Here is a 26,406-nt window from a genome sequence, read left to right on the forward strand (position 1 = left end):
CACATCATGTTCGATCGCAAACCGACCGCTTTCGAGTCCTGCCTCGAAGCCGCCAGCGAAAATCCTGAAACCGAGGTCGTGCACGGCTGGATATTCCGCGACGGCGCATGGCGCACCCACGCGTGGTGCGAATTCGCCGACCGCGTCATCGACCTTACGGCATCCAGCCACTCCATGCCCAAGTTCGACTTCTACGTGAAAAATCGCGTCACGCCCGAGCGTTGCCGCCGCTACACCCGCCTCAACTTCTTCGAGCGCGTGGCGGAAACCGGCGACTTCGGCCCCTTCGACAAGGACTTCTTCTTCGCCGAAACCAGCGAGAAGGACCCCCTCGACGTGCTTGGCGCCTAGCCGCGCACCGTCCGCAAAAACAAGCGCCCCGGCGACCATGTCGCCGGGGCGCTTCATTTTCCCGAACCGTCAGCCGAGCGGGGCACCACGCCCCCCGCTCGGCCAAAACAAAAAAGAAGGGCCGCACATGGATTGTGCAGCCCTTCATACTTTCATGGCGGAGCCGACGAGACTCGAACTCGCGGCCTCTGGCGTGACAGGCCAGCGTTATAACCGACTTAACTACGGCTCCGCATTGGGACATCGACAACGCGACGTCGAAAGTGACAATGAATCATTTATCCTTGGATGTCAATGCCCAGCGCGCCATTTTCTCCCAGCTGCCCACCGGAAAACCACCAGTGGCACAGGATTCGCTCCTCCTCGAGACGACGGCCGCCCCTCGCAACGTCCCACGCCACAGCACCGCTCAGAACGTAACTGGACAGTACCACACGCATGACGTATTCATTACAGCATGATGTCGTGCCACTTCCGCGCACGACACGCCGTCCACACACACCGCCAGCACATCACCGGAGCGAGCATGCAGCCCATTCTCGAACCACTCCTTCGCGATCTGAGGATGCGTCCCGTCATGTCCGTCATTCGCGGCATCGACGCATGCCGCCTGCTGGACATCGGCTGCGGCACGACCCACGGCTTCCTATGCGCCGCCGAACCGCACATTCGCGAAGGCTGGGGGCTCGACTTCAAGGTGCCGGAAATCGATCACGGAAAAATCCGCACCCGCCGTCTGCGCCTCCAAACCGAACTCCCCTTCGAGGATGAACGATTCGATGCCGTCACCATGCTGGCTGTGCTGGAACATCTCGCACATCCGCTCGAAATCGTACGCGAAATCAATCGGGTGCTCAGGCCGGGCGGCAGGCTAATTCTCACCGTCCCAAGCCGCCACGCCCAGCCCGTCCTCGAATTTCTCGCCTTCAGGCTCGGCATCGTGAGCCGCGAGGAAATCCTCGACCACAAACGCTACTACAACCGCGAAGACCTCCACGACCTCATCGAGCGTCAGGCAGGGCTGACCATTCTGCGCCACCGCTACTTCCAGTGCGGCATGAACAACTTCCTCGTGGCCGAGCGCGGCTGACCCCGCCGCAATCAACGCCGCCAGCCCTCCATCAATACTCACCGCCCGAGGTATCCACGCCGAAGCGCTTCCACTGCGCTTCGGCCTCTGCCTTGGCCTTCTCGATCATGTCATCCGGCCACGGCTCAACGACGAGTGTCTCGGCCACGAGCTGCCAGATGTACTTCACCTCATACTTGTAATCCGTATAGAACTTGGGGATACGCTTCATGATCTGGTCACGGCAGTTGGAACAGCCCACCACGATGACGTCGGCCCCGCTGCGTTTGATCTGGGCATACTTGTGGCGCGCGTGCCACGCGGATTCCTTTTCGAAGGGCATGGGCCACATGCCGCCGCCCGCACCGCAGCAGTAGTTAAGCCCCCTATTGGGTTGCAGGTCCACGTAGTCGTCCACGCACTGGCGGATGATCCAGCGTGGCTCCTCGTAGAAGGCCTTACCAAAATGCCTCTCCAGCTCGCGCCCATGCTTGCACGAGTCATGAAACGCGAAGCGTTTGCCGGCATTCACGGACTTGTCCAGCCGCACGCGCCCGTCCCGGATGACCTGCGCGAGATAGTCATAGAGATACATGTACCCGACCTCGTTGTTCGGGTCCTCCATGACGCAAGTCTCCAAGCCCTTGCGGCAGCCGTAGGAACCGCCGCCACAGTCAGGCATGATCATGCGGCCGATGCCGTGCTTCTGCATGTACTCGATCTTGCGCTTGGCCAGCGCCTTGTTCCCCGCGTAATTGCCGGTGAACAGCGCCCAGTCCACGGCCTCCCAACCCACGGAAGGCACCGTCCAGTTCTCCCGCGCGGCATAGAACACCTTCCACCACCAGAACTGGTCCTCAAAATCGCCGTAAACTTCCTTGGAATTGGGGAAGAACAGGAAATCCGCACCCTGCTTGTCCACCGGAACGTAGAACCCCGGACACTCCTCGGCCAGTTCCTCGCCCAGTTCGGCCATGCCGGTGAGATAGTCATCCAGGGCGATGGCGAGGTTGTTGCCGGTATCCAGATTGTTCTGCATGCCCTTGTGCAGGGTTCCCGGAACTTTGTCCCGCTCCCGCAGGCTCTTCATGTGCATCATCACCGCAGGGATGTCGATGCCCATGGGGCAGGAGTAGGCGCAACGCCCGCACCCCGTGCACAGCCACGGGAAATTCGACTGGACGATCTCGTCCACCATGCCATAGGCGAGCATGCGCATGACCCGGCGCGTATCCCAGCCTTCCATGCCCGGCGTGCCCGTGATGGGGCACCCGTTGGAACAGGTGCCGCAGGTCATGCACGAGCTGAAGTCGTACTTGTTCAGAAAGTCCCGGATTTCCGGGTCCATGACCTTCGGTGTGACAGCGACCGCACTCATGGCCCGCTCCTCGGAGGACGCCCCCCCTCGGCTCCGGATGCGCCTTCGCCCATCCGGAGCCTCGCATTGATTCGGTTCACCCGGCACCGCACGACGCCGGGACGCACTCACGCATCAACCTCCACCTGCACCGCCGCGCCCGTCTGGTCGTACATCAACCCGCACCGCAGGTCGAAGTGGCGGTTGACGCTCATGGTCGGGCATGTCGAATTCAGGGCGACCTGCGTCACCGTGGAACCGAGAAACGCCTTCTCGGGGTCCATCTCCTTCGAATGGTGCGCCATGATGATGAGGTCCGCGCCCATCTGCTGCGCCACCCGCAGAATCTCCATGGCCGGAGTGCCTTCGCAGGCCTCGAAATGGAAGGAGTCAATGCCGTACAGACGCTCGCCGTAACGCTTTTCGAGCTTCGCACGGCCGTCCTCGACGCTCCCGCCCTCGGCGGGATCGAGCACGTTCATGACCGTCAGCTTCGCCTTGTACTGGCGGGCCATCTGGCCGCCATAATGCACTGCGCACTCGGACTGCTCGGAGAAGTCCGTGGCCACGAGGATGTTCTCGAACAGCGGCTCCTTGAGCGCCACATCGCGGTGCACGATCATGACCGGACAACGCGCCTTCTGACTCACGCGTTCGAGGGTGCTGCCGGCCATGCCCCACATCTTCGAGCGCTTCTCCTCGTATTCCTTAGTATGCGGCCCCATGACGATGAGGTCCGCATTCTTCGTCCGCGCCAGACGCAGCAATTCGTTGTGCGGAATGCCCGCCACCACGGACACCTGCGCCTCGGGCACCGCGGAGACAAGCTCGCCATACATCTCGACGATGCGCTCCCGCAGCTTCTCGGTCTCGCCGGAGGGCGCGAGTGTCTCGATGGAGCCCCAGCCCTGATCCATTCCGGCCACATGGGAGACATACAGCTTGGCCTCGAACTGCTTCGCGAACTCGACTGCGGCCCTGACCGCGCACTGGTCGATACCGGTGGGCGTCACGCCTACGATGATGTCCTTGAACATGACAAACCCCCTTTGTTTCCCGTTTACTGTTCCGCCGCGGCAGAGTCCTCGACGGAATCCCCGGCAGCATCCTTCGATCGCCAGGGCTTCGTCTCCAGCCGCGAACGGAAATGACCGGTCACGGACAGATTCCCCTGCAACATCATGGCCTCCTGCCCCATGCCGAAGGCCAGCCCCATGAGCTGCGTCAGGTATAGGATCGGCACTTCGCGTCCGCCGCGCCTCACCGCCTGCGCCTGATAGGCCTCAAGATTCATCTGACACAGCGGGCAGACCGTGACGATGGCCTCGGCCCCCGCCGCCGCCGCGAGAATCGCTGCCACGGACTCGATGGCCACGTCCCGATGCGTGGCCATGAGCGACGCGCCGCAGCAGCGCCCGCCCATATCCCACTCGTGCACCGTCGCCCCCAGCGCGCCGAGCACCGGCTCCATGGACGTAGGCCGGTTCGGGTCGTCGAAGACGGGATAGGGGCGCAGAATCTGGCACCCGTAGTAGGCCGCCACGGGCATGCCCTCCAGCGGATTCGTCACCCGCTCGGCAATGGCCTGCGCACCCACGTCGTTCAGCAGCACATCCAGCAGATGGCGCACCCGCACCTGTCCCCCGTAGCTCAATCCCGCCGCGCCCAGCGCCTCGTTGACGCGGGCGGAGAGGGGCCTGTTGCCGACGACCTCGCGATTGACCTTGAGCAGATTAAGATAGCACGCACTGCACGGGGCCACCACATCAACCCCGCCCATATCTCGCTCCACCAGCGCAAGGTTGCGCGCCGGAAGCGCATGGTTCATGACCGCGTCCACGGACTCCGCAGCGCTCGCCCCGCAGCACGTCCAGTCCGGTATCTCCTCGAACGCGAGCCCAAGGCGCTCCATGACCGCCCGAAACGAGACATCGAACTCCTTGGCGCTTTCGCTCAGGGAACAGCCCGGATAATATGCGTACTTCATGACGCACCCCCGATTTCCCTCGCCTTGGCGAAGATTGCGCGCAGAGTGGGCTTGCGTGCGAGCTTCGGCATGTGCAGCCTGCCCTTGCCGAGCATGCGCAGCCCAAGCCCGGCAAAGCTCAGGGGCAGAAGAGGATCCTTCTTACGGATGAAGTACTCCTGCATGAGCAGGGCCTCCTGCGCCCGTCCGTACTTCTCCACATTGTCCATGAAGGCCGCGTAGAACGCGCCGTTGCCACGACCGACCGCCCCGCCCCGCTCCGCCGCGAGGCGCTTGAGCGCGGCCATGGCGCTAGTGAGGCGCAGCCCGCGCGGACAGCGTAGCGTGCACGCATAGCAGGACGAGCAGAACCAGTAGGTCCGGCTGTCCAGAATCCTGTCGAGCATGCCGAATTGGATCATGCGCCACATCTGCCGCGGGGTGACGTCCATGGCGAAGGCATTGGGGCACGAGGCCGTACAGGTTCCGCACTGCATGCAGGCCTGCACCATCCCCCGCAGTTCGGCCAGCGCCCCGTCGTCCCGACCGGGACTCCACGTCTGTCTGGCTGTCCGATTCATCTCGCACCATCCTTTGTCAGGCGGGTTCCTCAAGGGCGGCGTCGATGACCGCCATCATCGGCCCGTCGTGGAATCCGGTAAGCACCGTGGCGCTGTTGGGACACACGGCCGCGCACGCACCGCAGCCCTGACACAGTATCTCGTCCACCAGCACCCGATCCGCTTCCAGATCGAGGGTCCGCGCACCGTAGGGGCAGGCGGACACGCACATGCCGCAGCGCGAGCACAGCGTGTCGCGCACCGTGGCCACCACGGACTCGCGGGCGATGCGCTCGGCACCGAGGATGCGCAGGGCGCGCTGGGCCGAGGCCTTGGCCGAGGCCACCGTCTCGGACATGCGCCGGGGCGAATGGGCCAGCCCACACATGAAGATGCCCTGCTTCAGGAAGTCCACGGGCCGCCACTTGGAATCCGCCTCCTGGAAGAATCCGTCATGATTGGTTTCCACGCCGAATATCTCGACGAGGTCCTCAACCTCGTTGGGTTCCACCCCGCTCGACAGCGAAAGCACGTCAGCCTCGATGTGCACCTCGGCACCGAGGACGGGATCAAGCGCCGTGATCACGGGCCGCCCCTCCACGAAGGTCACCTGCGGCTTGTGCTCCACGTCGTAACGGATGAAGACGGCCCCAGCCCTACGCGCCTGCGTGTAGTACGTCTCCATGAACCCGTGGGCCATGATGTCGCGATAGAAGACATAGATCTGCAGATTCGGATTGCGTGCCTTCAAGGTCAGCACGTTCTTGAGCATCTCGGGGCAGCACACGCGGCTACAGTAGTCCCGATTCTCGTCACGCGAGCGGAAGCACTGGATCATGGCCACGGTCCCAAGCGCACCCGCGTCGATGACGCCGGTGGCCAAACGCTCCTCGAACTCCAAATGCGTCATCACGGTCTTGTGGACGCACAGGCCGCTATCGTAGACCTTGGCCTCGTGCCCGCCCGTGGCGAGAATGGTTACCCCGTGCTCCAGCGAATACACCCCGCCGGGTCCGGCGATGGCGGAACGGAAGCGCCCTGCGCTCCCACGGGAGAGAACCACCCGCGACTCCTTGAACACACGGATGTTCGGGTGCTTCTCCACCTGTCCGATGAGGTCTTCCATGAACTTGCGCGGGTCCGAGCCGTCGAGTTGCACGTGCAGCCGCATGGCCATGCCGCCAAGGTTCTCCTCGGCCTCCACCAGCGCCACGCCGTAGCCCTGATCGGCGATGGACATGGCCGCCGTCATTCCGCCAAGCCCGCCGCCGACCACGAGGGCCGAACGCGCCACGTCCACCGTCACCGCTGGTGGCGTGGGGTCGCGCCCCTGCAACCGCGCGATGGCCGATGCGAGGGAGGCGTATATCTCCCGGCTCGCGGCCTCGCCCTTGGTGCCGTTCTCCCCAAAGGTGGGGCTGTAGATGTCCACGACATCCATGAGGGCCGGACTCACGCCGATGGTGCGCCCAAGTTCCTTGAGACGCGGAATGTAGGCATAGGGCAGGCAGGCTCCCACCAGCACGCGGTTCGGCGAGCGCTCGCTCACCAGCTTGCGGATTTCGCCCCAGCCCTGCTCGGTGCAGGCCTGCCCCACGGTCACCACGTCGCACACGGAATGCACATGGCCCAGATGCTCGCACAGGGCCTTCACATCCACCCGCGCCTTGAGCGTGGGGCAAGAGTCACACAGGGCCACAAAGGTGCGCGACGGTTCGCGGGACACGTCCGGATAGTCCGCTTCGGGCGCGCATTCCACCCCTGCGCCCACGTCGTAGGCCTTGATGATGCGCGACGCCGCCTGTGCGGCCGCACCCGCCTGAATGACGGATTCCGAAATATCGCGCGGTTCGCCGAAGGCCCCCGCCGCAAACACGCCGACCCGGCTGGTCCGCTCCGGCGCGTAGGGCTGCACCTCGCAGAAGCCCCAGTCGTTGGTGTCGATGCCCACGGCGCCGGCCAGCCTACCCATGCCCTGCGGCGGACGCGCGCCAGCGGCCAGCACCACCATGTCGAAGACCTCGTCGTGCAGGACGCCGTCGTCATCCATGTAGGAGAGAACCACCCCCGGCCCGTCGTCGGCGGGCATGAGCGAATGCGGCCGACTGCGCACAAGGCGCACGCCCATCTCGTTCACGGCGCGCCTACGGTAGCGCTCGAACTCCTTCCCGTAGGTCCGAAGGTCCATGTAGAAGATGCTCGTCTCCACCGCGCCCCCGGTGGCCTTGCGGGCCAAAACGGCTTCCTTGAGCGAGAACATGCAGCACACCGAGGAGCAGAAGTCCGCGTTCTTGCGCACGTCGCGCGAGCCGACGCACTGAATCCACGCGATGCTGCGCACCTCGCCGCCATCGCGCGGGCGGCGGAGCTTGCCGCCGGTGGGACCTGTTCCGCTCAACAGTCGCTCAAACTCCACGGCGGTCAGCACACCGGGGTGTCCGTAGCTCCACACGTCCTCGCCGCCGAAATGGTCCATACGCGGGTTGTAGCACTCGAACCCGCCCGCAAGGATCACCGCGCCCACGGCCAACTCCACCTTCTCGTCGGAGACGACGCGCATGTAGAGCTTATCCAGCCACGGCACGAAATCCTTGGCTACGAGCGGCTTCTCGCGGAAGTCGTGCGCGCCCTGCATGACGAGGTCCGCGCCCTTGTCCGCGCGCCCAGCGTCGATCAGCACAGCAACGGGCAAGCCGGGGCGCACCTCCTGACTACGGGCAAGCAGACGCTCGGAGTGCATATCTTCGAGATTGTCGCCCATGAGCAGCAGCCCGATGCGCTCGTCCGCCACCAGCAAATCCACGGCCCCCGCTCCGGAATCCACGTCGGACACCGTGAAGCGCAGGTCCTTCTCGGCGAGGGATGAGCGCACGAACTCGGCCACCGCCGGGTCAGAGTCGGCCACGAGGATATGAAAGTCCTCCCGCTCGCCGAAGCGGAAGTCGATGGCCCCAGTGGGGCAGGCGTCATGACACTTCCAGCAGCGCTGACAGTTGTCGAGATCGATGACGTAGTGGTTCGGGATGGCGTGCGGCACGGGCAGATATGCGGCCGTGCGTTCGGTCAGCCCGGCGTTGAACTCGCTCGGCACGCGCACGGGGCACACCTCGGCGCACTTGCCGCAGCTCACGCACTTGGCCGGATCGATGAGTGTCGAACGCTTGTTGAGCGTCACAAAGAACTTGCCCGGTTCGCCGTCAAGAGCCGCGACCTCGGTGGACAGCATGATGTCGATGTTGTCGTGGAACAGCCCCTTGCGCAGGCAGAACTGGCTGGACGAATCACGCGACATGAGCGGCAGCATCCGACACATGCCGCAGTGGTCCGACGGGAACTGGTGATCAAGCTGGGCCAGAATGCCGCCGTGATTGGGCCGTCTATCCACGAGCGCCACCTTGTGCCCGGACACGGCGAGGTCCAGCGCGGCGCGGATTCCGCCGATGCCCGCCCCGACTACCAATGCTCCGTATTGCTTCCTCATGACGTTCACCCTCCATGGGCGAGGTGGGAGACGGTCTCCTGGAACTCGTCCTCCTTGAACACGGACAGCGGCGGTGCCTCGTCGAGACTCCGCCCGGGCACATAGTCGAAGCTGGCCTGCGTGCGGGCCGCAACGGTGCGGAACAGCTCCATGACGTGCACCCCGTTGGGGCAGGCGTTGGAGCACTGGCCGCAGCCCACGCAGGCGGTACTCATGTGCGCCATGCGCGTCAGGTGATAGAAGACCGTATCGGTAGGCAGCTTCAGGCTGCCCTTACGCTTGGCCCAGCCCATGTACTGCCACGGCTGGTGCTCGAACACGTCGGTGTTGAACACGCATTCCTTGCAGTAGCAGACCGGGCAGGCCACACGACAGTTGTAGCAGTTGACGCAGGCCGAAAGGTGCTGGGCCAGCCCTTCAAGCGAGGATGTGGACTCCAGCGTTTCGGCGTACATCCGTTCGAGGTTGGCCATGCGCTCGGCCACGAGCTTCTCGATAAATCCCGCACGCTGCGGATTTTCGCTTCCCTCGGCCAGCCCAAGGCCGGTGAGCAGCGCCTCACCACGCGGGCTGGCCGCCATGAGCGGAACATGATCGCGAATGTCCGCCCCGAAGACGGCGACGACGAGGTCCGCCCCGAGAGGAACGGGGTGCTCGCACACCGCACAGGCGCGGGCGATGTCCACGCCCTCGCCGGGCGCGCCCTTTGCCCGCGCATCGAGGAAGGTCGCTGTGGCGGCCATGGGATCGGCCTCACCCACGAAACGGGGGTAATCCGTATTGGAAAACGCGCCGTGACAGTCCACGCCGATGATGTACACGTCGTCCATGGAGCCCTGATTGAGCTTCACCAGCTCCACGAAGGCCCGGATCTCGCACGGACGCATAACCGCCGCGATCTTCTCGCCAGAACGGCCCCGCGTCAGCCGCGAGACGAGCTTCGCGCCGTTGAGCGGAAAGGCCGGGGCCAGCGGATCGGCACGGCCCAGCCCCTCGGGATCGGTGACCAGCGTGGGCATGGGCATGCCCTTGCCGAACAGGTGCACGGGCACCACCACTCCACCCACCTTGCCCGAAGCGAGCAGCCTACCGAGGAAATCCTGCATGCCCCGGAGAACGCCACCATCCGCAGCCTCGATCCTCACCGTGGTCGCCATGTCCGTTCCCTCCCTTTTCCGAGGCTAGACGATAGCCATGGAGCGGGCCTCCATGGGGCCGATTTCCCGAATCTCATTGATGAAGTTGTTCACGGTGGCCGCGAACTCGTTGCCTTCGCTTGCTCCCACCCACGTCAGCTTCACCCGCCCCTCCTCGATGCCGAACAGCGGCAATATCTCCTTGAGCAGGCGCACCCTGCGCCGAGCCTTGTAGTTGCCGTTCATGTAGTGGCAGTCGCCGGGGTGGCAGCCGCTGATGAGCACGCCGTCCGCGCCGGACAACAGCGCCTTGATGACATACTTGGGGTCCACCATGCCCGTGCACATCATGCGCACCAGCCGCACGTTGGGCTGCTGCACCATGCGTGACGTCCCCGCGAGGTCGGCGGCCGTGTACGTGCACCAGTTGCAGACAAAGGCGAGAATGGTCGGTTCGAACTCGGTCTTCATGGCTTCCTCCCTCACGCAGGCTCACCGGCCTGAACATTGGCGGACGATTCGGCGGACTCCCCGCACGGGCCTTCGGGCGCGTGCATGCCAAGCAGGCCGTCGATCTCGTCGAAGACCTGCGACTCACGGAAGTGCTTGATCTGCGCGGCACCGCTCGGGCAGTACCCCGCGCAGCTGCCGCAGCCCTTGCACATGGCCTCGTTGATGACGGACACCTTGCGGCGCTCGTCGAACTCGATGGCCGAGTACGGACACAGTCCGATGCAAACCTTGCACCCGATGCAAACCTCGGGGTCGATGTATGATGTCGTCGGCGAGATGGACACATGCCCCCTCGCCGCCAGCGCCAGCGCCTGCGCCGCGCCGCCCGATGCGTGGGACACGGCGTCCGGAATGTCCTTCGGTCCCTGACAGCTTCCGGCCAGAAACACGCCATCCGTGGCCGTGGACACCGGCCCGAGCTTCGGATGCTCCTCAAGGAAGAAGCCGTCCTGCCCCTGCGAGACGCCGAACACGCGGGCCACGTCCTGCGCGTTGCGACGCGGCTCCATGGCCGTGCACAGCACCACCATGTCCACGGGAACCCGCACGCGCATGCCGAGTAGCGTATCCTCGCCAACGACGACGAGATGCCCATCCTCGCGCACCACCTCGGCCGGACGCCCACGGATGAAGGTGACACCCTCCTCCTGCACGCGGCGGTAGAATTCCTCGTAACCCTTACCGAAGCAGCGCATGTCGATGTAGAAATTGTAGACGCGGGCGTGGTGGCCGACCTTGTCCTTGATGAGATGGTCGTACTTCAGGGCGTACATGCAGCAAGTGCGCGAGCAGTACTCATGGTAATTCTTATCGCGGCTGCCCACGCAATGGATGATGGCCACGCTTTCCGGCGGCTGGCCGTTCTTCATGAGGATGCGCCCGCCAGTCGGCCCTACGGCATTGTTCAGGCGCTCGAACTGCAAGGCCGTGTAGACCTCCTCGAAGCGCCCGAAGCCGTATTCGGACATGACGGTGGGGTCCATGGTGTCGTAGCCCGTGGCCAGCACGACGCTACCCACGTGATAGACCTCGCGCCGCTCCACGGCGTTGTAGTCGATGGCCCCGGTAGGGCAGACCTTCTGACAGATTCCGCACTTCCCCTTCGTGATCATCTTGCAGTGCGCCGCGTCGATGACCGGGGTATTGGGCACAGCCTGCGGGGAGTTGCGGTAGATGGCCTTGCGGAAGGCGAGCTTCTCCTCGAAATCGCTCAGCACCTTGGTGGGACACTTCTCAAGGCAGGTGCCGCAGCCCGTGCACACATCCTCGTTCACGTAGCGGGCCTTGCGCAGCACCGTCACCGTGTAGTTTCCCACGAAGCCGGAAACGTCGACGACCTCGCTCCACGTCAAGAGGTTGATATTCGGCTCCTGCGCCACGGCCACCATCTTGGGGGTGGAAATGCACGCCGCGCAGTCGAGGGTGGGGAAGGTCTTGTCGAACTGGGCCATGTGCCCGCCAATGGACGGCCCCTGCTCCACCAGATGCACCCGGTGTCCGGAACGCGCGATGTCCAGCGCGGCCTGAATTCCAGCGATACCCGCGCCCACGACCATCACATCCGGCAGCACGTCCACGTCCCGCGTGAAGAGCTCCCTGTGCCGCCCCACCCGGTTGACGGACGCCTCGACGATGCGCCGGGCCTTGGCCGTGGCCTCGCCACGATCGGCCGTCACCCACGAGCAGTGCTCGCGAATGCAGCAATGCTGCATGAGGTAGGGATTAAGCCCGCCGCGCTGGCAGGCCTTCTGGAACGTCTTTTCGTGCAACCTCGGCGAGCAGGATGCCACGACGACCCGGTTCAGGCCGTAATCCCGGATGTCACGAATGATCATGTCCTGCCCAGGGTCCGAACACATGAACTGGTAATCCCGCGCAACGACTACATCGCGTAGCCCGCCAGCGTACTTGGCCACGTGCTCGCAGTCCACCTTGCCAGCGATATTCGTTCCGCAATGACAGACATAGACGCCAATCTTGTTGCCCATGACATGTCCTCCCTCGCGCTACCGGCCCGATCCGCCATCCCGGTCCAGCTCCAGCGTGAGCTGGCCCACAAGCCTCTTCAACCGGGCATTTTCCGCTTCCAATTCCGCCGGGGTCTGCGGGCGCTGGTCCTGCTCGAAAAGCGTGTGGGCCTTTTCGAGAAACTGCCCGCGCCACTTGTAGTACAGACCGGGCCGAATGCCGTTCTCGCGGCAGATGTCGGTCACGCAGCCGCCCATCAGTCCCGCGAGAACGACCCTCGCTTTGGTCCTCGCATCCCACTTGCGCCTCATGATCCGGGCCTCCTCGGTCCTGAATCCGTCTCCCCTCTCCCTTTCCCCGCCGAGGTGACAAGGTGACGGCCGCGTCCCGCGCCCGTCCGGGATATGCGCCCTGCGCCTCCGCAGCCCATCGAGTTTCCGGACATTCCATTGCGGATCGGCCACTACCCGGCGCTTCGGTCCCGTCACCTTGTCCCCAGAACAAGAAGCGTTCCAAAAGGAGAATACGCACTGCTGGCCGACAGATGCGCCCCTTCGCCCACTCCCGGCGTCCCCCGCATGGCGCATGCGACGCCCGCAAGGCATCCAGCCGGGCAAGACGAGTCTTGCAGGTCAAGACGGATTCCGCAGCCGAACGTCTCCCGCCGAAGATTCTCACGGCCGCAAAGCAAATTGCGCGCGCAATCTAATTCGTGCTTTCACGACAGGGTAGCGCCGAAATCGTCCCGCTCCGCAAGACACTTTTCGGCCCGCCTTAACGCCGCAGCCACTACCCACCGGAATCTCGGGATATTCCCGCATTGACACAAGGCCGCAACGGCGTGCTATTCTTGATGCCCACCACTCGAAGCCGGAGAACACATGCCCGACGTCCTCATCATCGACGGTGACACCCGATTCGCCGAAGACCTGTCCGCACGCCTCGCCGCGCGGGGAATGCCCGCGGACCACTGCCAGACCATGTCGAAGGCCATGGCACGGCTGCATACCGGCAGCTACAAGGCCGTCCTGCTTGGCAACAACCTCCCGGACGGCAAACACCTCGCATTCCTGCCTGAAATCCGCGACATCCCCTCCCGCCCCGAAGTGCTCGTCATTTCAGACGACATCAATCCGGACGCCGCAGAATCCGCAATCCTCAAGGGCGCATGGAACTACCTGACCAAACCGCTCAGCCTGCAACGCGTTCTGGCCCTGCTCCAGCGCGTCATGGACTATCACGCCCAATGCACGGCCACCGGTGCACCCATTTCCCTTCGGCGCTGCGGCATCGTCGGCAACAGCCGCGCCCTGCTCGCCTGCCTTGATGACGTGGCCCGCGCGGCGGCGGCGGAATCGAACATCCTGCTCATCGGGGAAACCGGCACGGGAAAAGAGTTGTTCGCCCGCGCCATCCACCTCAACAGCCGCAGGGCGACGCGGCCATTCGTCGTCGTGGATTGCGCGGCGCTCCCGGACACGCTGGTGGAAAGCATCCTCTTCGGGCACGAGAAGGGGGCCTTCACCAACGCGGAGAACAGGACCGTCGGGCTGGTTCGGCAGGCTGACGGCGGGACGCTCTTTCTGGACGAGGTGGGCGAACTGGCACCATCCATTCAGAAGGTCTTCCTGCGGGTGCTGGAGGGGCGCAGCTTTCGGCCCGTGGGCGGAGCACAGGAGATAACCAGCAACTTCCGCCTCGTCGCCGCCACCAATCGCGACCTCGAAACCATGTCCAAGGCGGGAGCCTTCCGGCAGGACCTGTTCTTCAGACTACGCGGCATGCACATCACCCTGCCCCCGCTGCGCACCATCCCCGAGGACATGAGCGACCTCACCAGCCACTTCGTCGCGCAGCACGCAAAGCGCCACAAGCTGCCCATCAAGGGCATCTCCCCCGATTTCCTCGAAGCGCTCATGCTCTACGACTGGCCCGGCAACATCCGCGAGCTCATGAACACCGTGGAACAGGCGCTGACCATGGCCGGTACGGAACCCATCCTCATCCCGCGTCATCTCCCGCGCACCCTTCGCGCGCAGGTGGCGCGGCGCTCCCTCGAAAAGGGGCAGACCGCGCCGGACGGCTGCTCGCCGCTCGCGGCGGACCCCGCCAGCTTCCCATCCCACGGCACCTACCGGGACCAGCAGATCGCGGAAATGGAAACCCGCTACCTGACGAGCCTGATGGACGTCTCGCAGGGCAACATCAAGGCCGCCTGCGCCCTCTCCGGCCTGTCCCGCGCCCGCCTGTACGCACTCATGAAGACCTACGGCGTGCCGAGGCACCGCAAGGCACGCTGAAACACGCGCACACCCCGGCTCACCAAAGGATTCGAGCACGACGAGTTCCGCCGCCCGGCGCTCTGCCGGATGGTCAGCGCCCCCAATGCGTTCCATAGCCTCCGCAACGACAAGAAAGCCCACGGTCATTGCGCATGACCGTGGGCTGCTGTGACTGGCAAATCGCCAAAATGAAAAAGGGGTCGCGGCGTATAACCGCGACCCCTTGCATTCCGTGGGTGGTGGGCAATGCAGGAATCGAACCTGCGGCCTCTAGCTCCGGAGGCTAGCGCTCTATCCAACTGAGCTAATTGCCCACAGAAGGAGGAGTTAGTATGCCTCGGGGGCCTGTGTTGTCAAGCGGCATTTTTCAATTTTCACGGGATTTCGGATACGGGCCAAGCGCGAATTTCCAACGCCTGCCGCATGAAGAGGACGCTCACGAATGCAGCGCGGTCCTGCGGTGGTGCCACGCTCCCGGCGTCACCGTCTCGCTGCGCAACGCGCCGCCTCCATGCGCCAACTCCGCCGCGCCGCCCACCGCCCGGCCCCACCAGCCCGCCTTGTCAATCCGCACAGGCCGATGCTAATCTTCACGGATGTCGAACATTTCGCAGCACAACACCGCCGCGCCCCGGCGCATCGTCCTCGCCGTGACCGGAGCCAGCGGCATGCCCTATGCCGCCACGCTGGCCCGCGCCCTTGGCGAGCGTCCAGACATCGAACTGCACTGCATCGTCTCCAACGCGGCAGGAAAAGTCCTCGAACTCGAAACCGGCGCAGGCGTGGAGGCCATCACCGCCCATGCCCATCGCGCCTACACGCAGGACGACATCGGCGCAGGCCCGGCCAGCGGATCGTGGCGGCACGACGGCATGATCGTCTGCCCGTGCTCCATGGCCACGCTTGCGGCTATCGCCTCGGGCGTGGGGACCAACCTCATCCACCGCGCCGCGGACGTCACCCTCAAGGAACGCCGCAGACTGGTGCTGGTCACGCGGGAAACGCCGCTTGGCCGCATCCACATCGAAAACATGCTACGCGCCGAACAGGCCGGGGCCATCATCATGCCGCCCTGCCCCGGTTTCTACCTGCAACCGCAATCCGTGCAGGAGCTGGTCAACCAGTTCTGCGGACGCGTGCTCGACATGCTCAACGTCCCGCACGCGCTGTCCGGCCGCTGGGAAGGCTGACGACTGGCGCAACGCACGACACAAGGAGACAGTCCATGACGAACACGCTCACATGGTACGGCCATGCCAATTTCAAGATACAAACTCCCGGCGCGACCATCCTCGTGGACCCGTTCTTCGACGGGAACCCCACCAGCCCCATCCGCGCCGCAGCCATCGACTCGGCGGACCTCGTGCTCATCACCCACGACCACGGCGACCACGTCGGCAGCGCGGTGGATATCTGCACCCGCACCGGCGCACAGCTCGTCGCCATCGTAGGCACAGCCGAAAAGCTCCGCGACGCGGGCGTCCCCGCCGGGCAGATCGCCAACGGCATCGGGATGAACATCGGCGGCACCATCACCCTCAAGGGCATCGACATCACCATGACGCAGGCCTTCCACACCTCGGAATCCGGCGCGCCCGCAGGGTACATCATCACCCTTGAAAACGGCTTCACGATCTACCACGCCGGAGACACCGGCATCTTCGCCAGCATGGAGCTGTGGGGGCAACTGCGCGACATCGACCTCGCCCTGTTGCCCATCGGCAGCGTCTTCACCATGGACCCGGCACAGGCCGCCCTCGCCTGCAAGCTGTTGCGCTGCCGCAGCGTGCTGCCCATGCACTGGGGCACCTTCCCAGTGCTGGAGCAAAACACGGCCGCATTCGCCAAGGCCCTCGCCGCCACCGCGCCCGGCACCCGCCTGCTGCGCGCGGACATCGGCACGCCCCTCGCCCTCGACTGATCCGACACGACCGACACACAAAAACGGGCGACTGCGCATGGCGCAGCCGCCCGTTGCCTCTTCATGCGGACCGAAAGAAGAAACCGGCACGCAGGGCTGTTGCGTGCCGGTTTTCAGGAGGCATGGCTGTTGCGGACTGCGGCATGGAAGAGGGAAATCATCCGCAGATTGCTCCAACCTGTCCGCCGCGCCGAAGCTGGAGGCAATGGCCAACCAGCGCAGGATAAAGCGGACAAAATCAATCCAGATTGTTTAAGTCCAGATACAAAAGTACAGTCGCACTGTCAAGCGCTGACGGGATAGCCTCCCAAAATCAGAAAAACAACCGCTGTACGCCAGCACATTCCCGTCAGTCCTCGTCCGACAGGATGGTTTCCTTGGACACCGGGGAATTCATGAGGTCCGCAAGAGTGATGGCCGCCAGCCCATCACGCAGAGCGCGCGAGGCGTTGAGCCATGCGTTGCGTGTGCGGCACTCGGCGGAGCGCTCACAACTGTCCGGCTCGGCGCAGCACTTCGTGAGGTTGATGCCATCTTCCATGATGTCCACGATGCGCGCGAGGGTAATGTCCTCGGGCCCAACGGCCAGAGTGTGCCCCCCAGTCGCCCCGCGAGTGCTGGAGACGAGGCGCGCCTTCTTGAGCGGCTTGATGATCTGCTCGATGAACTGTACGGAAATGCCGGTATGCTCGGATAGGAGCGAGGCCCGAAGCGGCCCCTCTCCCATGTGCGAAGCGAGATCGAGCAGAAGGCGCGTGGCGTAGCGGGAACGGGCTGAAAGCTTCATTGTGTCGTCTCTCTTATGGTAATGACCAAAGCGGCCATTCCTGTGATGCGTTGCGTTCCCGATTAAAGTAATCCGGATTCGCCGTCAAGAGAAGCCCCCTCTCGGCAACGCCACGCCCGCCTGCCCGCACACGCGAAACGCTCCGCCCCCGCCACGCATTCACGCCTTGAGCGCACGCAGCGCCGCATGCAGCGCAGCCGCACGCTTTGGCCCAAGCCCCGGCACCCGGCGCAATTCGTCGATATCCGCCGCCCGCATGGCCTCGATGGAACCGAAGGCGTCCCACAACTGTCGCGCCATTTTCGGGCCGATTCCCGGCAGACTCGCAAGCTCGCTATGCAAGAGCTTCGTCTTGCGCCCCACGCGCTGCCGACCGATGACATGGGCATGCGCCGTGTCGCGCACACGTTGCAGAAACAGCAGTTCCGCACTGCCGGGCCGAATGGGCAAAGGATTGGAGCGCCCGGGCAGGAAGATGCGGTCCTCCAGCGCACCGGCGCGGCGGTCCGGTCCGGCACCGGGCTGGCCAACGGCCTTGGCGATGCCCGCAATGGGCCACGCCTCGGGGCGTCCGGCCTCGGCAAGCGCGCGGGCAACCGCCGCCACCTGTCCCCGACCACCGTCGATGAGCACGAGGTCCGGCTCGGGCAGGTCGGAATCGAGCCGCCGCACGGCCCACGCGGCCAGAGCGGCATAGTCGTCACCCGTGCCCTCAAGTTCCTCGAAGGCGTAGGTCCGGTAATCGTCCGTGAGCGGCGCTCCATCCTCAAAGACCACCAGCCCGGCCCGCATGCCCTGCCCGCCGAGGTGTGAGACGTCCACGCACTCCACACGCCGCGCGGGGCGCGGCAGATGCAGCGCCCGTCGCAGAAGCTCCGCGATGTCCTCGCCGCCCTCGCGGGGCGCAGCCTGTCCGGCGTTGGCCCTCGCCAGTTCGAGGAGTTTCTTCTCCTCGCCGCCGTGCGCCGCGCGAAGCCGCACCGGTCCCTGCCGGTATTCCTGCAACACGTCGGCCAGCGCGGGATCGTCCGGCTCCCACGGCAACAGGATGCGCTCCGGAATGAACCGGCTGCGCGAATAGAACTGCGTCAAGAATCCGGCGACCGCCTCCGGGCCTTCCTCCAGCCCAAGGCCGGACCAGAAGAAACTCTTGCACCCGATAAGCCGCCCCTGCCGAATGAACAGCAGCGCCAGCCCAAGCCCGCCGCTCGTCTCGGCCACGGCCACCACGTCGAGATCCGTCCGCGTGCCGAGCACCACGGACTGCCGCTCCACGGTGGCCTCCACGGCGCGGATTTGATCGCGCAGGCGGGCCGCCTTCTCGAACTCCAAATTCTCGGACGCGGCCAGCATCTCGGAGCGCAACTGCTCGGTCAGCTCGCCCGCGCGCCCGGCGAGAAACATCTCCACCTGCCGCACCACGGCGGCGTAGTCCGCCAAGGGGACCACCTTCACGCACGGGGCGAGGCATTGGCCTATGTGATGATACAGGCAGGGGCGCACGCGGTTGGCGAAGGTTCTGTCCCCGCACTTGCGAAGCGGAAACATCCGCCCGACGAGCTTCCACGTCTCGCGCGCGGCGGCGGCCGAAGTGAAGGGGCCGTAGTACACGGAGCCATCGCGCACCACGCGGCGGGTCATGGTCAGGCGCGGATAGTCGTGCCGCCGGGAGAGCTGCATCAGCACGTACTGCTTGTCGTCGCGCAGGACGATATTGTAGCGCGGGCGGTGCTTTTTGATCAGGCTCGCCTCCAGCAGCAGGGCTTCCTTCTCCGTGGCGGTGTGCAGGGTCTCGATGTCGGCAATGTGCGAGACCATCAGCCGCGTCTTCGGCGTCTGCTGGGCCGGACTGCGAAAATACGAGGACAGGCGGGCGCGAAGGCTCTTGGCCTTGCCCACGTAGATGATGCGCCCCTTGGCGTCCTTCATCAGGTACACGCCGGGCGTGGTCGGAAATGCGGCGGAGTCGAATTCGTACATGATGGATGGTGATACACCAGACGCCCGCGCTTGTCCGCAGCGGCGGTGGGCGGCACAGCGTTACAAATTTGTCACCGCCGGAAAAGCAAAACTCCCGAAGGGGCGGCCATCGGCTGAAAAAGAGACAAAGTCGACTACAAATAGCCCGTAAAAACAGCATCTTATTGTCATCACCCCACCCGCGCATCCAAAGAAGTTCAAAATCCTGTACGGTAAAAAAAATTAAACAAGCGCCATTTTTCTGGCCTTTCGCTCTTGCCAGCCGAATTGAAAGGCGATAATCACGCAGTTGAACCTGGGCGCAATTCAGGTTCACTGGCGTCGGGACCCTGACTTTTGCTCAAAGCAAAACAAAGAAGGAATCTACAATGAAACGCATTCTTACTCTGGCCCTCGTGGCCGCCTTCGTCCTCGGCGTGGCTGGCTTTGCCTCCGCCAAGGAAGTGCAGATGAAGGCCCAGTTCGTCCACATGCTGCAGTGGACCGACAACACCGATTTCACCGATGACAACAACGAAGACGACTTCAAGGCCGACCAGCGCGTTCGCGTGTACTTCGACTACGTCGCTTCCGAGTCCCTCAACGCCGTGCTCGGTTTCGAAATCAACTCCGAGTGGGGTAACGCTGGCGAGGGTGGCGCTCTGGCCACCGACGGCGACACCGTCCTCGTGAAGCACGCCTACACCAACTTCGTTGTGCCCGGCACCTCCGTCAACGTCCGCCTCGGCCTGCAGCCCGTCGCTTGGAAGGGTGCCTACGGCAACCCGATCTTCGACGACGACGCCGCTGGCATCATCGTGACCTCCCCCATCACCGACCAGGTCTCCCTGGCTCTGGGCTGGGTCCGCGCTTACGACGACCTCAAGGCTGGCACCGCTGACGGCGCCACCGAAGACGACATGGACATCTTCACCGCCATCCTGCCCGTGCAGGGCGACGGCTTTGGCGTGACCCCCTACGTCATCTACTCCCAGCTTGGCAAGGACGGCTTCAACGCCCTTACCGCCACTGATATGGTTACCCCCGGTCTCGTTTCCATGGCTCCCGTGGCCGTGGACGACAACGTCACCGCTTGGTGGGGCGGCGTCAACTTCGAGCTGTCCATGTTCGATCCCTTCACCTTCAAGGGCGACGTGATCTACGGCACCGTTGACGGCGACGAAGAAGCCAACGACCGTTCCGGTTGGTTCATGGACCTCGGCGCCGAGTACAAGATGGACTTCGGCACCCTGGGCCTGGCCCTCGTGTACGGCACCGGCGACGACGACGACCTGTCCGACGGCTCCGAGGCCATGCCCGTGCTGAACGACTCCGGTTTCGGCCTGACCCACCTCGGCTTCTCCGGCGCCACCACCGGCGGCTATGACTCCGCCCTGGGCACCGCCCGCTACGACATGTGGGCCATCGGCGCCTACCTGGCCGACTTCTCCTTCGTGGAGAACCTGTCCCACAAGCTGATCGTCGTGTACGGTCAGGGCACCACCGACGGCGAGGCTGTTAAGGGCTACGCTGGCAACTTCGGTCCCTCCATCACCGACGAAGACTCCTTCGTGGAAGTCAACTTCGACTCCACCTACCAGATCTACGAGAACCTGGCTTGCATCGTCGAGCTCGGCTACATCAATCTGGACCTGGACGAGGACGTTTGGGGCACCGACGACACCGACGACGCTCTGAAGGCCGCCTTCTACCTGAAGTACGACTTCTAAGTCGGTTGTCCGACTTCCACCCGACGCCACTTTCGGCCGGGGCCTTTTGGCCCCGGCCTTTTTCTTTTCCAAACCCAGCCCACACGCAGGCTGGGCTTTCGATTTCAAATCCCCAGCCACACGCCGCTCTCGACTTTTCCCGCGCACTTTCCTATACCTCCCGGTTCAGGCAAAAGATTTCCGTACCGAGCATCCATTCGGAGCGCGGCACCACGGTTCAACCCCACAAGGAGACGCACCATGCCCTGCCGGAAGATCGCATACAGCGGTCCTGACGATTTCGGCTCCATCCGGGAATGGCTTTCCGGACGCGAGAATCCCGGCCAGAACGTCGATACGCTGGTTCGGGACATCATCGACACGGTTCGCGAACGCGGCGACGAAGCGCTGGCCGAATACGGCCGCAAGTTCGACTGCTCAACCCTCACCGCAGACGCGCTCCATGTGCGACACCACGAAATCGAAGCCGCCCTTACCGAGATTCCCGCCGAGGACATGGACATCCTGCGCGAAGCCGCCGCCAATATTCGCGCCTTCCACGAGGGCCAAAAGGAAAACTCGTGGTGGACCACCCGGCCCGACGGCACCATCCTCGGCCAGATGGTCAACCCCGTGGACCGCGTTGGCCTTTACGTTCCCGGCGGACAGGGCGGGCAGACGCCGCTCATCTCCAGCCTGCTCATGAACGCCATCCCCGCGCAGGTGGCAGGCGTGAAGGATATCGCCGTGGTCTCGCCGCCGCGCCCTGATGGCACGCTGAACCCCACGCTGCTGGCCACTGCGCATATGCTCGGCATCACCGAAATCTACCGCGCGGGCAGCGCATGGGCCATCGCCGCGCTGACCTACGGCACGCAGACCATCCGCCCCGTGGACGTCATCGCCGGACCGGGCAACATTTTCGTGACCACGGCCAAGCGCCTGCTCACGGGCAAGGTCGGCATCGACATGATCGCCGGCCCCAGCGAAATCTGCATCCTCGCCGACTCCACGGCCAACGCGCAGTGGCTGGCGGCGGATATGCTTTCACAGGCGGAGCACGACGCGCTGGCCTCGGCCATGCTCGTCACCACGGACGCCGCGCTGGCCGAAGCGGTGCGCGAGGCGCTGGCCGAACAGCTCGAAGCCCTGCCGCGCGCGGAGATTGCCCGCAAGTCCCTTGCCGACTGGAGCGCCATCATCACCTGCGCGGACCTCGCCACGGCGGCGGACATCGTGAATAGCATCGCTCCCGAGCACCTCGAACTTTCCGTGGCCGACCCGTGGAGCATGCTCGGCTCCATCCGCCACGCCGGTGCCATCTTCATGGGCCACCACGCACCCGAGCCGGTGGGCGACTACTTCGCTGGCCCGAACCACGTACTGCCCACCCTCGGCACGGCACGCTTCTCGTCCGCGCTTTCGGTGCAGACCTTCTGCAAGAAGTCGAGCATTATCGCCACGCAGCCGAACTTCACGGCCACGCACGGCGCGAAGATCGCCCGCCTCGCCCGGCTCGAAGGCCTCGAAGCCCACGCCCGCAGCGTGGAACAGCGCCTGAAATAATTCACGCTCGAAACCGAATCCCCCGCGCCGCCGCAGACATCACGTCTCCGGCGGCGCTTTCGCATACGCACACCACACCAGCGAAGCGGCCCGCTTCCCGCAAAGCGCCGCCGCCCGTTCTTTTTCTCCCACCCCCCTCCCCATCACACGTCCCACACCGCCCCCATAGCCCATCTCCCTTGCCCCTTCCCCGCCGCCTGCCTTCCCCCCCCACACACTCCCTCGCCGCAATCCCCCAATCCCCCCCCTTCGGCCTGTCGGAACTCGGCTTCCGAGTCCCGACAGGCCGAACATATGAGGATTATCAAGGAAATCATTTCCTTGATCGGGGTTTGGGGCAGCGCCCCAAAATCCTCGCCCTCACATCCAACAGTTCCAACCGCCCTCACCCCGCACTCTGTGCTTTCAAAGCGCGGCAAATTCCATTACACAGTGCGCACCGCCAACCCACTTACCTTTCAAGGAGAAGTGTTTCCATGAAGGTTGTGACCCGCACAGAAATTCGCGAATTTCCTCTGATTTCCCGCGGAAAGGTCCGCGACATCTACGATCTCGGCGATGACCGCCTGCTCATCGTCACCACGGACCGCATGTCCGCGTTCGACGTGGTCATGAACGAGCCTATCCCGTACAAGGGCGTGATTCTCAACCAGATCACCCTGTTCTGGATGGACAAGTTCAAGGACATCGTCCCGAACCACCTCATCGCCTCGGACGTGACCGACTTCCCGGCCGAGCTTGCGCCCTATGCCGACGAGCTTGAAGGCCGCTCCGTGGTCGTGAAGAAGGCCAAGCCGCTGCCCATCGAGTGCATCGTGCGCGGCTTCATCACCGGTTCCGGCTGGAAGGACTACAAGGCCACCGGCACCGTCTGCGGACACGACCTGCCCGCCGGACTCAAAGAATCCGAGAAGCTGCCCCAGCCGCTGTTCACCCCGTCCACCAAGGCAGACCTTGGCGAGCACGACGAGAACATCACGCTGGAGCAGGCCACGCAGAAGCTCGGCGCGGAGCTTTTCGAAAAGGTGCAGCGCGCCACGCTGGACATCTACTCCCGCGCCCGCGACTTTGCCGCCGAAAAGGGCATCCTCATCGCGGACACCAAGTTCGAGTTCGGCATGGTCGATGGTCAGCTGACCCTCATCGACGAAGTGCTGACCCCGGACTCCTCGCGCTTCTGGCCCAGCGCGGGCTACGAGGCAGGCAAATCCCAGCCCAGCTTCGACAAGCAGTACCTGCGCGACTGGCTTTCCGCACAGGACTGGGACAAGACCCCGCCTGCGCCCACCCTGCCCGAGGAGGTCATCGAACGCACCGGCCGCAAGTACGCCGAGGCCTTCGAACACCTCACCGGCAAGCCCTTCGTCGTCCGCTAGCGAACGCCGAGGACACCAAGGATTTCCACAAACGGCCCGCGCCACAGCGCGGGCCGTTTTCTTTTCAGTCGCAAAACCCATGGATTTCCCTCACTTTCGAGCGGCTTGACATCACTTCCTGCGGAGGCCATAACTGCCAAGCACACACGATGCGTGTACGCCATTTCATACCGCGATCGTTGCTTACGCAATGTTCCCTCAAAGCCCTCACAAGGAAGGCACTAATGAACATCAAGGACATCAAGCTGCCGGAGCTGAAACTTCCGGAAATCCACATGCCCGACTTCAAGCTGCCCGAGATCAAAATGCCGGAGCTTCGCATCGGCGATCTTGTGGCGCGCATCCCCATCATTCAGGGCGGCATGGGCGTTGGCATCTCGCTGTCGGGCCTTGCCTCCGCCGTGGCCCAGCAGGGCGGCATCGGCGTCATCGCCGCCGCCATGATCGGCATGGACGAGCCGGACATCAGCAAGAATCCCGACGAGGCCAACCGCCGCGCGCTGACCCGCGAAATCCGCACCGCCCGCGAAAATACGGACGGCATCATCGGCGTGAACATCATGGTGGCGCTCACCAACTTCGCGGAAATGGTCAAAACCTCCATCCGCGAGGGGGCGGACGTCATCTTCTCGGGTGCTGGCCTGCCGCTCGATCTGCCGCAGTACCTCACCGAGGGCGCGAAAACCCGGCTGGTGCCCATCGTCAGCTCCGGGCGCGCCGCCAACATCATCTGCAGGAAATGGCTGTCGAAGTTCAGCTACCTGCCGGACGCCTTCGTCGTCGAAGGCCCCAAGGCGGGCGGACACCTCGGCTTCAAGCCCGAGCAGATCAACGATCCCGAATTCCGCGTGGAACGACTTGTGGGCGAGGTTGTCGAAGCCGTGAAGCCCTTTGAGGCCGAACACGGCATGCGCATCCCCGTCATCGCGGCGGGCGGCGTGTTCACCGGGCAGGATATCCGCTCCATGCTGGAGCTTGGCGCTTCCGGCGTGCAGATGGGCACCCGCTTCGTCGCCACGCACGAGTGCGACGCGGACGTGCGCTTCAAGCAGGCCTACGTGGACGCCACGGAAAGCGACATCGAAATCATCAAAAGCCCGGTCGGCATGCCCGGCCGCGCCGTGCGCAGCAGCTTCATCGAGGCGGTGAAGGACGGCAAGCGCAAGCCGTTCACCTGCCCGTTCCACTGCATCAAGACCTGCGACCACACCAAAAGCCCCTACTGCATCGCCTGCGCGCTCACCAACGCGAAGAAGGGCAAGCTCAACCACGGTTTCGCCTTTGCGGGGGCCAACGTGCACCGCGTGAAGGAAATCGTCTCCGTACGGGAGCTTATCGAGTCCCTGAAGGCGGAGTTCGAGGGCATGGGCCTCGCGCCCACTCCGGCCTAGGGCGAACAGTCCACGGAATTGACCACGGCCGTCCGGTTGCCTGTTGCGTATCCGGACGGCCGCGTTTATGTTCGCTCTCGCAAAGGAGGAAGAACATGCTTCTCGAAGGTAGAAAGGCCCTCGTCTTCGGAGTGGCCAACGAACGGAGCATCGCCTACGCGGTGGCCCGTGAGCTCAAGGCGCAGGGCGCCCGTCTGGCGTTCAGCTACGCAAGCGATGCCGTGAAGAAACGCATCGAACCCATCAGCGAGGAACTCGGCGGCGAATTCATCATCAAGGCCGACCTGTCCGACGATGCCGCCGTGGCCGAGGCCGCCGACGTCGTGCGCGAAAAGTGGGGCGATGTGGACATCATCATCCACTCCGTGGCCTTCGCCAATCGCGAGGACCTCAAGGGACGCTTCATCGAAACCTCGCGCGACGGCTTCAAGCTGGCGCTCGACGTCTCCGCGTTCTCCCTCGTGGCCGTATGCCGCGCATTCGAGGACATGCTCAGCGAGCACGGCTCCGTCATCACCATGACCTACCACGGCTCGCAGAAGGTCATCACCAACTACAACGTGATGGGCGTGGCCAAGGCCGCGCTGGAAGCCAGCGTCCGCTACCTCGCCGCCGACCTCGGCGCGAAGGGTGTCCGCGTGAATGCCATCAGCGCCGGTCCCATCAAGACCCTCGCCTCGTCGGGCATCTCGGGCTTCAAGTCCATCCTGTCCACCATCGAGGAACGCGCCCCGCTGGGCCGCAACGTCTCGCAGGAAGATGTGGGCCGCGCCGCCCTGTACCTCGCCTCGGATCTCGCGTCCGGCACCACCGGCGAAGTGATCTACGTCGATTCCGGCTACAACATCATGGGCATCTAGGCTGACTGGCGTTCCGCGCCATCGGCAACGATTTCGAGGGGGGAGAGGCTGCGGCGTCTCCCCCCTGCCTTTTGCGGCGGCCTCGCGCAGGCACCACGCCAGCGCGAATTCCGCGCGCCCAAGCCGCCAGTTGCACCATTTGCAAAACATCCCG

General features: G+C 64.2%; 22 protein-coding genes and 2 tRNA genes. 10 read left to right on the top strand and 14 right to left on the bottom strand.

All coding sequences use genetic code 11. The features are described 5' to 3' along the window. The first annotated feature begins 6 nt into the window (after positions 1 to 6). A complete protein-coding gene (locus GGQ74_RS04655) occupies positions 7 to 351 on the top strand; it encodes a hypothetical protein (protein ID WP_167940350.1) in 345 nt (114 codons plus the stop codon). A 155-nt stretch (positions 352 to 506) separates the two neighbouring features. Here the strand turns inward: GGQ74_RS04655 and GGQ74_RS04660 are convergent. After that, positions 507 to 583, bottom strand: a tRNA-Asp gene (locus GGQ74_RS04660). A gap of 294 nt (positions 584 to 877) precedes the next feature. On the opposite strand from GGQ74_RS04660, the gene GGQ74_RS04665 reads away from it, so the two are divergent. Next, a complete protein-coding gene (locus tag GGQ74_RS04665; RefSeq protein ID WP_167940351.1) occupies positions 878 to 1,441 on the top strand; it encodes a class I SAM-dependent methyltransferase in 564 nt (187 codons plus the stop codon). A gap of 31 nt (positions 1,442 to 1,472) precedes the next feature. On the opposite strand, the gene GGQ74_RS04670 is transcribed toward GGQ74_RS04665, so the two are convergent. The 9 genes from GGQ74_RS04670 to GGQ74_RS04710 form a co-directional block, all read right to left on the bottom strand. Beyond that, on the bottom strand, positions 1,473 to 2,798 hold the full coding sequence (locus GGQ74_RS04670) for a (Fe-S)-binding protein (RefSeq protein ID WP_167940352.1): 1,326 nt from the start codon (positions 2,796 to 2,798) through the stop codon (positions 1,473 to 1,475). A 107-nt stretch (positions 2,799 to 2,905) separates the two neighbouring features. Beyond that, the gene (locus tag GGQ74_RS04675; RefSeq protein WP_167940353.1) at positions 2,906 to 3,814 is read right to left on the bottom strand and encodes a universal stress protein; all 909 of its coding nucleotides are present in this window, start codon (positions 3,812 to 3,814) and stop codon (positions 2,906 to 2,908) included. Positions 3,815 to 3,837: 23 nt separating this feature from the next. After that, positions 3,838 to 4,764, bottom strand: coding sequence for a CoB--CoM heterodisulfide reductase iron-sulfur subunit B family protein (locus tag GGQ74_RS04680; RefSeq protein WP_167940354.1), 927 nt, complete (start codon positions 4,762 to 4,764; stop codon positions 3,838 to 3,840). Beyond that, positions 4,761 to 5,324: a 4Fe-4S dicluster domain-containing protein gene (locus GGQ74_RS04685; RefSeq protein ID WP_167940355.1), complete on the bottom strand. Its 564-nt coding sequence runs from the start codon at positions 5,322 to 5,324 to the stop codon at positions 4,761 to 4,763. Before GGQ74_RS04685 ends, GGQ74_RS04680 begins: the two co-directional genes overlap by 4 nt. Before the next feature lie 16 nt (positions 5,325 to 5,340). Continuing rightward, positions 5,341 to 8,784 carry a 4Fe-4S binding protein gene (locus tag GGQ74_RS04690; protein WP_167940356.1) on the bottom strand — a complete coding sequence of 1,148 codons (3,444 nt, stop codon included), beginning with the start codon at positions 8,782 to 8,784 and terminating at the stop codon, positions 5,341 to 5,343. Positions 8,785 to 8,789: 5 nt separating this feature from the next. Continuing rightward, the gene (locus tag GGQ74_RS04695; RefSeq protein WP_167940357.1) at positions 8,790 to 9,941 is read right to left on the bottom strand and encodes a 4Fe-4S dicluster domain-containing protein; all 1,152 of its coding nucleotides are present in this window, start codon (positions 9,939 to 9,941) and stop codon (positions 8,790 to 8,792) included. Positions 9,942 to 9,965: 24 nt separating this feature from the next. Further along, positions 9,966 to 10,391 carry a hydrogenase iron-sulfur subunit gene (locus GGQ74_RS04700; protein ID WP_167940358.1) on the bottom strand — a complete coding sequence of 142 codons (426 nt, stop codon included), beginning with the start codon at positions 10,389 to 10,391 and terminating at the stop codon, positions 9,966 to 9,968. An 11-nt stretch (positions 10,392 to 10,402) separates the two neighbouring features. Then, positions 10,403 to 12,421: a CoB--CoM heterodisulfide reductase iron-sulfur subunit A family protein gene (locus tag GGQ74_RS04705; protein ID WP_167940359.1), complete on the bottom strand. Its 2,019-nt coding sequence runs from the start codon at positions 12,419 to 12,421 to the stop codon at positions 10,403 to 10,405. A gap of 18 nt (positions 12,422 to 12,439) precedes the next feature. Beyond that, on the bottom strand, positions 12,440 to 12,712 hold the full coding sequence (locus tag GGQ74_RS04710) for a transposase (RefSeq protein ID WP_167940360.1): 273 nt from the start codon (positions 12,710 to 12,712) through the stop codon (positions 12,440 to 12,442). 570 nt (positions 12,713 to 13,282) lie between these two features. Between GGQ74_RS04710 and GGQ74_RS04715 the strand changes: the two genes are divergently transcribed. Further along, positions 13,283 to 14,701 (top strand): sigma-54-dependent transcriptional regulator, encoded by a 1,419-nt coding sequence (locus GGQ74_RS04715; protein ID WP_167940361.1) that lies wholly within the window; start codon positions 13,283 to 13,285, stop codon positions 14,699 to 14,701. A 219-nt stretch (positions 14,702 to 14,920) separates the two neighbouring features. Here GGQ74_RS04715 and GGQ74_RS04720 read toward each other — a convergent pair. Together GGQ74_RS04720 and GGQ74_RS04725 are read right to left on the bottom strand one after the other, a co-directional pair. Then, positions 14,921 to 14,997, bottom strand: a tRNA-Arg gene (locus GGQ74_RS04720). Between the two features lie 122 nt (positions 14,998 to 15,119). Next, positions 15,120 to 15,257, bottom strand: a complete 138-nt coding sequence (locus GGQ74_RS04725) for a hypothetical protein (protein WP_167940362.1) — start codon at positions 15,255 to 15,257, stop codon at positions 15,120 to 15,122. Between the two features lie 22 nt (positions 15,258 to 15,279). On the opposite strand from GGQ74_RS04725, the gene GGQ74_RS04730 reads away from it, so the two are divergent. Together GGQ74_RS04730 and GGQ74_RS04735 are read left to right on the top strand one after the other, a co-directional pair. Continuing rightward, a complete protein-coding gene (locus GGQ74_RS04730) occupies positions 15,280 to 15,873 on the top strand; it encodes a UbiX family flavin prenyltransferase (protein ID WP_167940363.1) in 594 nt (197 codons plus the stop codon). A gap of 35 nt (positions 15,874 to 15,908) precedes the next feature. Then, positions 15,909 to 16,604: a metal-dependent hydrolase gene (locus GGQ74_RS04735; protein WP_167940364.1), complete on the top strand. Its 696-nt coding sequence runs from the start codon at positions 15,909 to 15,911 to the stop codon at positions 16,602 to 16,604. Positions 16,605 to 16,953: 349 nt separating this feature from the next. On the opposite strand, the gene GGQ74_RS04740 is transcribed toward GGQ74_RS04735, so the two are convergent. Both GGQ74_RS04740 and uvrC read right to left on the bottom strand, forming a co-directional pair. After that, positions 16,954 to 17,391, bottom strand: coding sequence for an RrF2 family transcriptional regulator (locus GGQ74_RS04740; RefSeq protein ID WP_167940365.1), 438 nt, complete (start codon positions 17,389 to 17,391; stop codon positions 16,954 to 16,956). A 159-nt stretch (positions 17,392 to 17,550) separates the two neighbouring features. After that, positions 17,551 to 19,371 carry an excinuclease ABC subunit UvrC gene (uvrC, locus tag GGQ74_RS04745; protein WP_167940366.1) on the bottom strand — a complete coding sequence of 607 codons (1,821 nt, stop codon included), beginning with the start codon at positions 19,369 to 19,371 and terminating at the stop codon, positions 17,551 to 17,553. 368 nt (positions 19,372 to 19,739) lie between these two features. On the opposite strand from uvrC, the gene GGQ74_RS04750 reads away from it, so the two are divergent. The 5 genes from GGQ74_RS04750 to GGQ74_RS04770 all read left to right on the top strand — a co-directional run bounded on the left by GGQ74_RS04750 (position 19,740) and on the right by GGQ74_RS04770 (position 26,252). Further along, complete coding sequence (locus tag GGQ74_RS04750; RefSeq protein ID WP_167940367.1) at positions 19,740 to 21,080, top strand: outer membrane homotrimeric porin; 1,341 nt, start codon at positions 19,740 to 19,742, stop codon at positions 21,078 to 21,080. A gap of 240 nt (positions 21,081 to 21,320) precedes the next feature. After that, the gene (hisD, locus tag GGQ74_RS04755) at positions 21,321 to 22,625 is read left to right on the top strand and encodes a histidinol dehydrogenase (RefSeq protein WP_167940368.1); all 1,305 of its coding nucleotides are present in this window, start codon (positions 21,321 to 21,323) and stop codon (positions 22,623 to 22,625) included. Positions 22,626 to 23,101: 476 nt separating this feature from the next. Continuing rightward, positions 23,102 to 24,001: a phosphoribosylaminoimidazolesuccinocarboxamide synthase gene (locus GGQ74_RS04760; protein ID WP_167940369.1), complete on the top strand. Its 900-nt coding sequence runs from the start codon at positions 23,102 to 23,104 to the stop codon at positions 23,999 to 24,001. Positions 24,002 to 24,300: 299 nt separating this feature from the next. Then, a complete protein-coding gene (locus GGQ74_RS04765; protein WP_342448598.1) occupies positions 24,301 to 25,392 on the top strand; it encodes an NAD(P)H-dependent flavin oxidoreductase in 1,092 nt (363 codons plus the stop codon). A 95-nt stretch (positions 25,393 to 25,487) separates the two neighbouring features. Beyond that, positions 25,488 to 26,252 carry an enoyl-ACP reductase FabI gene (locus tag GGQ74_RS04770; protein WP_167940370.1) on the top strand — a complete coding sequence of 255 codons (765 nt, stop codon included), beginning with the start codon at positions 25,488 to 25,490 and terminating at the stop codon, positions 26,250 to 26,252. Positions 26,253 to 26,406 lie beyond the last annotated feature (154 nt).

The organism is Desulfobaculum xiamenense, assembly GCF_011927665.1.
Taxonomy (GTDB): Bacteria; Desulfobacterota; Desulfovibrionia; order Desulfovibrionales; family Desulfovibrionaceae; genus Desulfobaculum; species Desulfobaculum xiamenense.

What these genes read in the sequence shown, in the direction of transcription:
- GGQ74_RS04655 (WP_167940350.1), top strand. Translation starts at nt 7, where the DNA reads ATGTTCGATCGCAAACCGACCGCTTTCGAGTCCTGCCTCGAAGCCGCC.
- GGQ74_RS04665 (WP_167940351.1), top strand. Translation starts at nt 878, where the DNA reads ATGCAGCCCATTCTCGAACCACTCCTTCGCGATCTGAGGATGCGTCCC.
- GGQ74_RS04670 (WP_167940352.1), bottom strand. Translation starts at nt 2,798, where the DNA reads ATGAGTGCGGTCGCTGTCACACCGAAGGTCATGGACCCGGAAATCCGG.
- GGQ74_RS04675 (WP_167940353.1), bottom strand. Translation starts at nt 3,814, where the DNA reads ATGTTCAAGGACATCATCGTAGGCGTGACGCCCACCGGTATCGACCAG.
- GGQ74_RS04680 (WP_167940354.1), bottom strand. Translation starts at nt 4,764, where the DNA reads ATGAAGTACGCATATTATCCGGGCTGTTCCCTGAGCGAAAGCGCCAAG.
- GGQ74_RS04685 (WP_167940355.1), bottom strand. Translation starts at nt 5,324, where the DNA reads ATGAATCGGACAGCCAGACAGACGTGGAGTCCCGGTCGGGACGACGGG.
- GGQ74_RS04690 (WP_167940356.1), bottom strand. Translation starts at nt 8,784, where the DNA reads ATGAGGAAGCAATACGGAGCATTGGTAGTCGGGGCGGGCATCGGCGGA.
- GGQ74_RS04695 (WP_167940357.1), bottom strand. Translation starts at nt 9,941, where the DNA reads ATGGCGACCACGGTGAGGATCGAGGCTGCGGATGGTGGCGTTCTCCGG.
- GGQ74_RS04700 (WP_167940358.1), bottom strand. Translation starts at nt 10,391, where the DNA reads ATGAAGACCGAGTTCGAACCGACCATTCTCGCCTTTGTCTGCAACTGG.
- GGQ74_RS04705 (WP_167940359.1), bottom strand. Translation starts at nt 12,421, where the DNA reads ATGGGCAACAAGATTGGCGTCTATGTCTGTCATTGCGGAACGAATATC.
- GGQ74_RS04710 (WP_167940360.1), bottom strand. Translation starts at nt 12,712, where the DNA reads ATGAGGCGCAAGTGGGATGCGAGGACCAAAGCGAGGGTCGTTCTCGCG.
- GGQ74_RS04715 (WP_167940361.1), top strand. Translation starts at nt 13,283, where the DNA reads ATGCCCGACGTCCTCATCATCGACGGTGACACCCGATTCGCCGAAGAC.
- GGQ74_RS04730 (WP_167940363.1), top strand. Translation starts at nt 15,280, where the DNA reads ATGTCGAACATTTCGCAGCACAACACCGCCGCGCCCCGGCGCATCGTC.
- GGQ74_RS04735 (WP_167940364.1), top strand. Translation starts at nt 15,909, where the DNA reads ATGACGAACACGCTCACATGGTACGGCCATGCCAATTTCAAGATACAA.
- GGQ74_RS04740 (WP_167940365.1), bottom strand. Translation starts at nt 17,391, where the DNA reads ATGAAGCTTTCAGCCCGTTCCCGCTACGCCACGCGCCTTCTGCTCGAT.
- uvrC (WP_167940366.1), bottom strand. Translation starts at nt 19,371, where the DNA reads ATGTACGAATTCGACTCCGCCGCATTTCCGACCACGCCCGGCGTGTAC.
- GGQ74_RS04750 (WP_167940367.1), top strand. Translation starts at nt 19,740, where the DNA reads ATGAAACGCATTCTTACTCTGGCCCTCGTGGCCGCCTTCGTCCTCGGC.
- hisD (WP_167940368.1), top strand. Translation starts at nt 21,321, where the DNA reads ATGCCCTGCCGGAAGATCGCATACAGCGGTCCTGACGATTTCGGCTCC.
- GGQ74_RS04760 (WP_167940369.1), top strand. Translation starts at nt 23,102, where the DNA reads ATGAAGGTTGTGACCCGCACAGAAATTCGCGAATTTCCTCTGATTTCC.
- GGQ74_RS04770 (WP_167940370.1), top strand. Translation starts at nt 25,488, where the DNA reads ATGCTTCTCGAAGGTAGAAAGGCCCTCGTCTTCGGAGTGGCCAACGAA.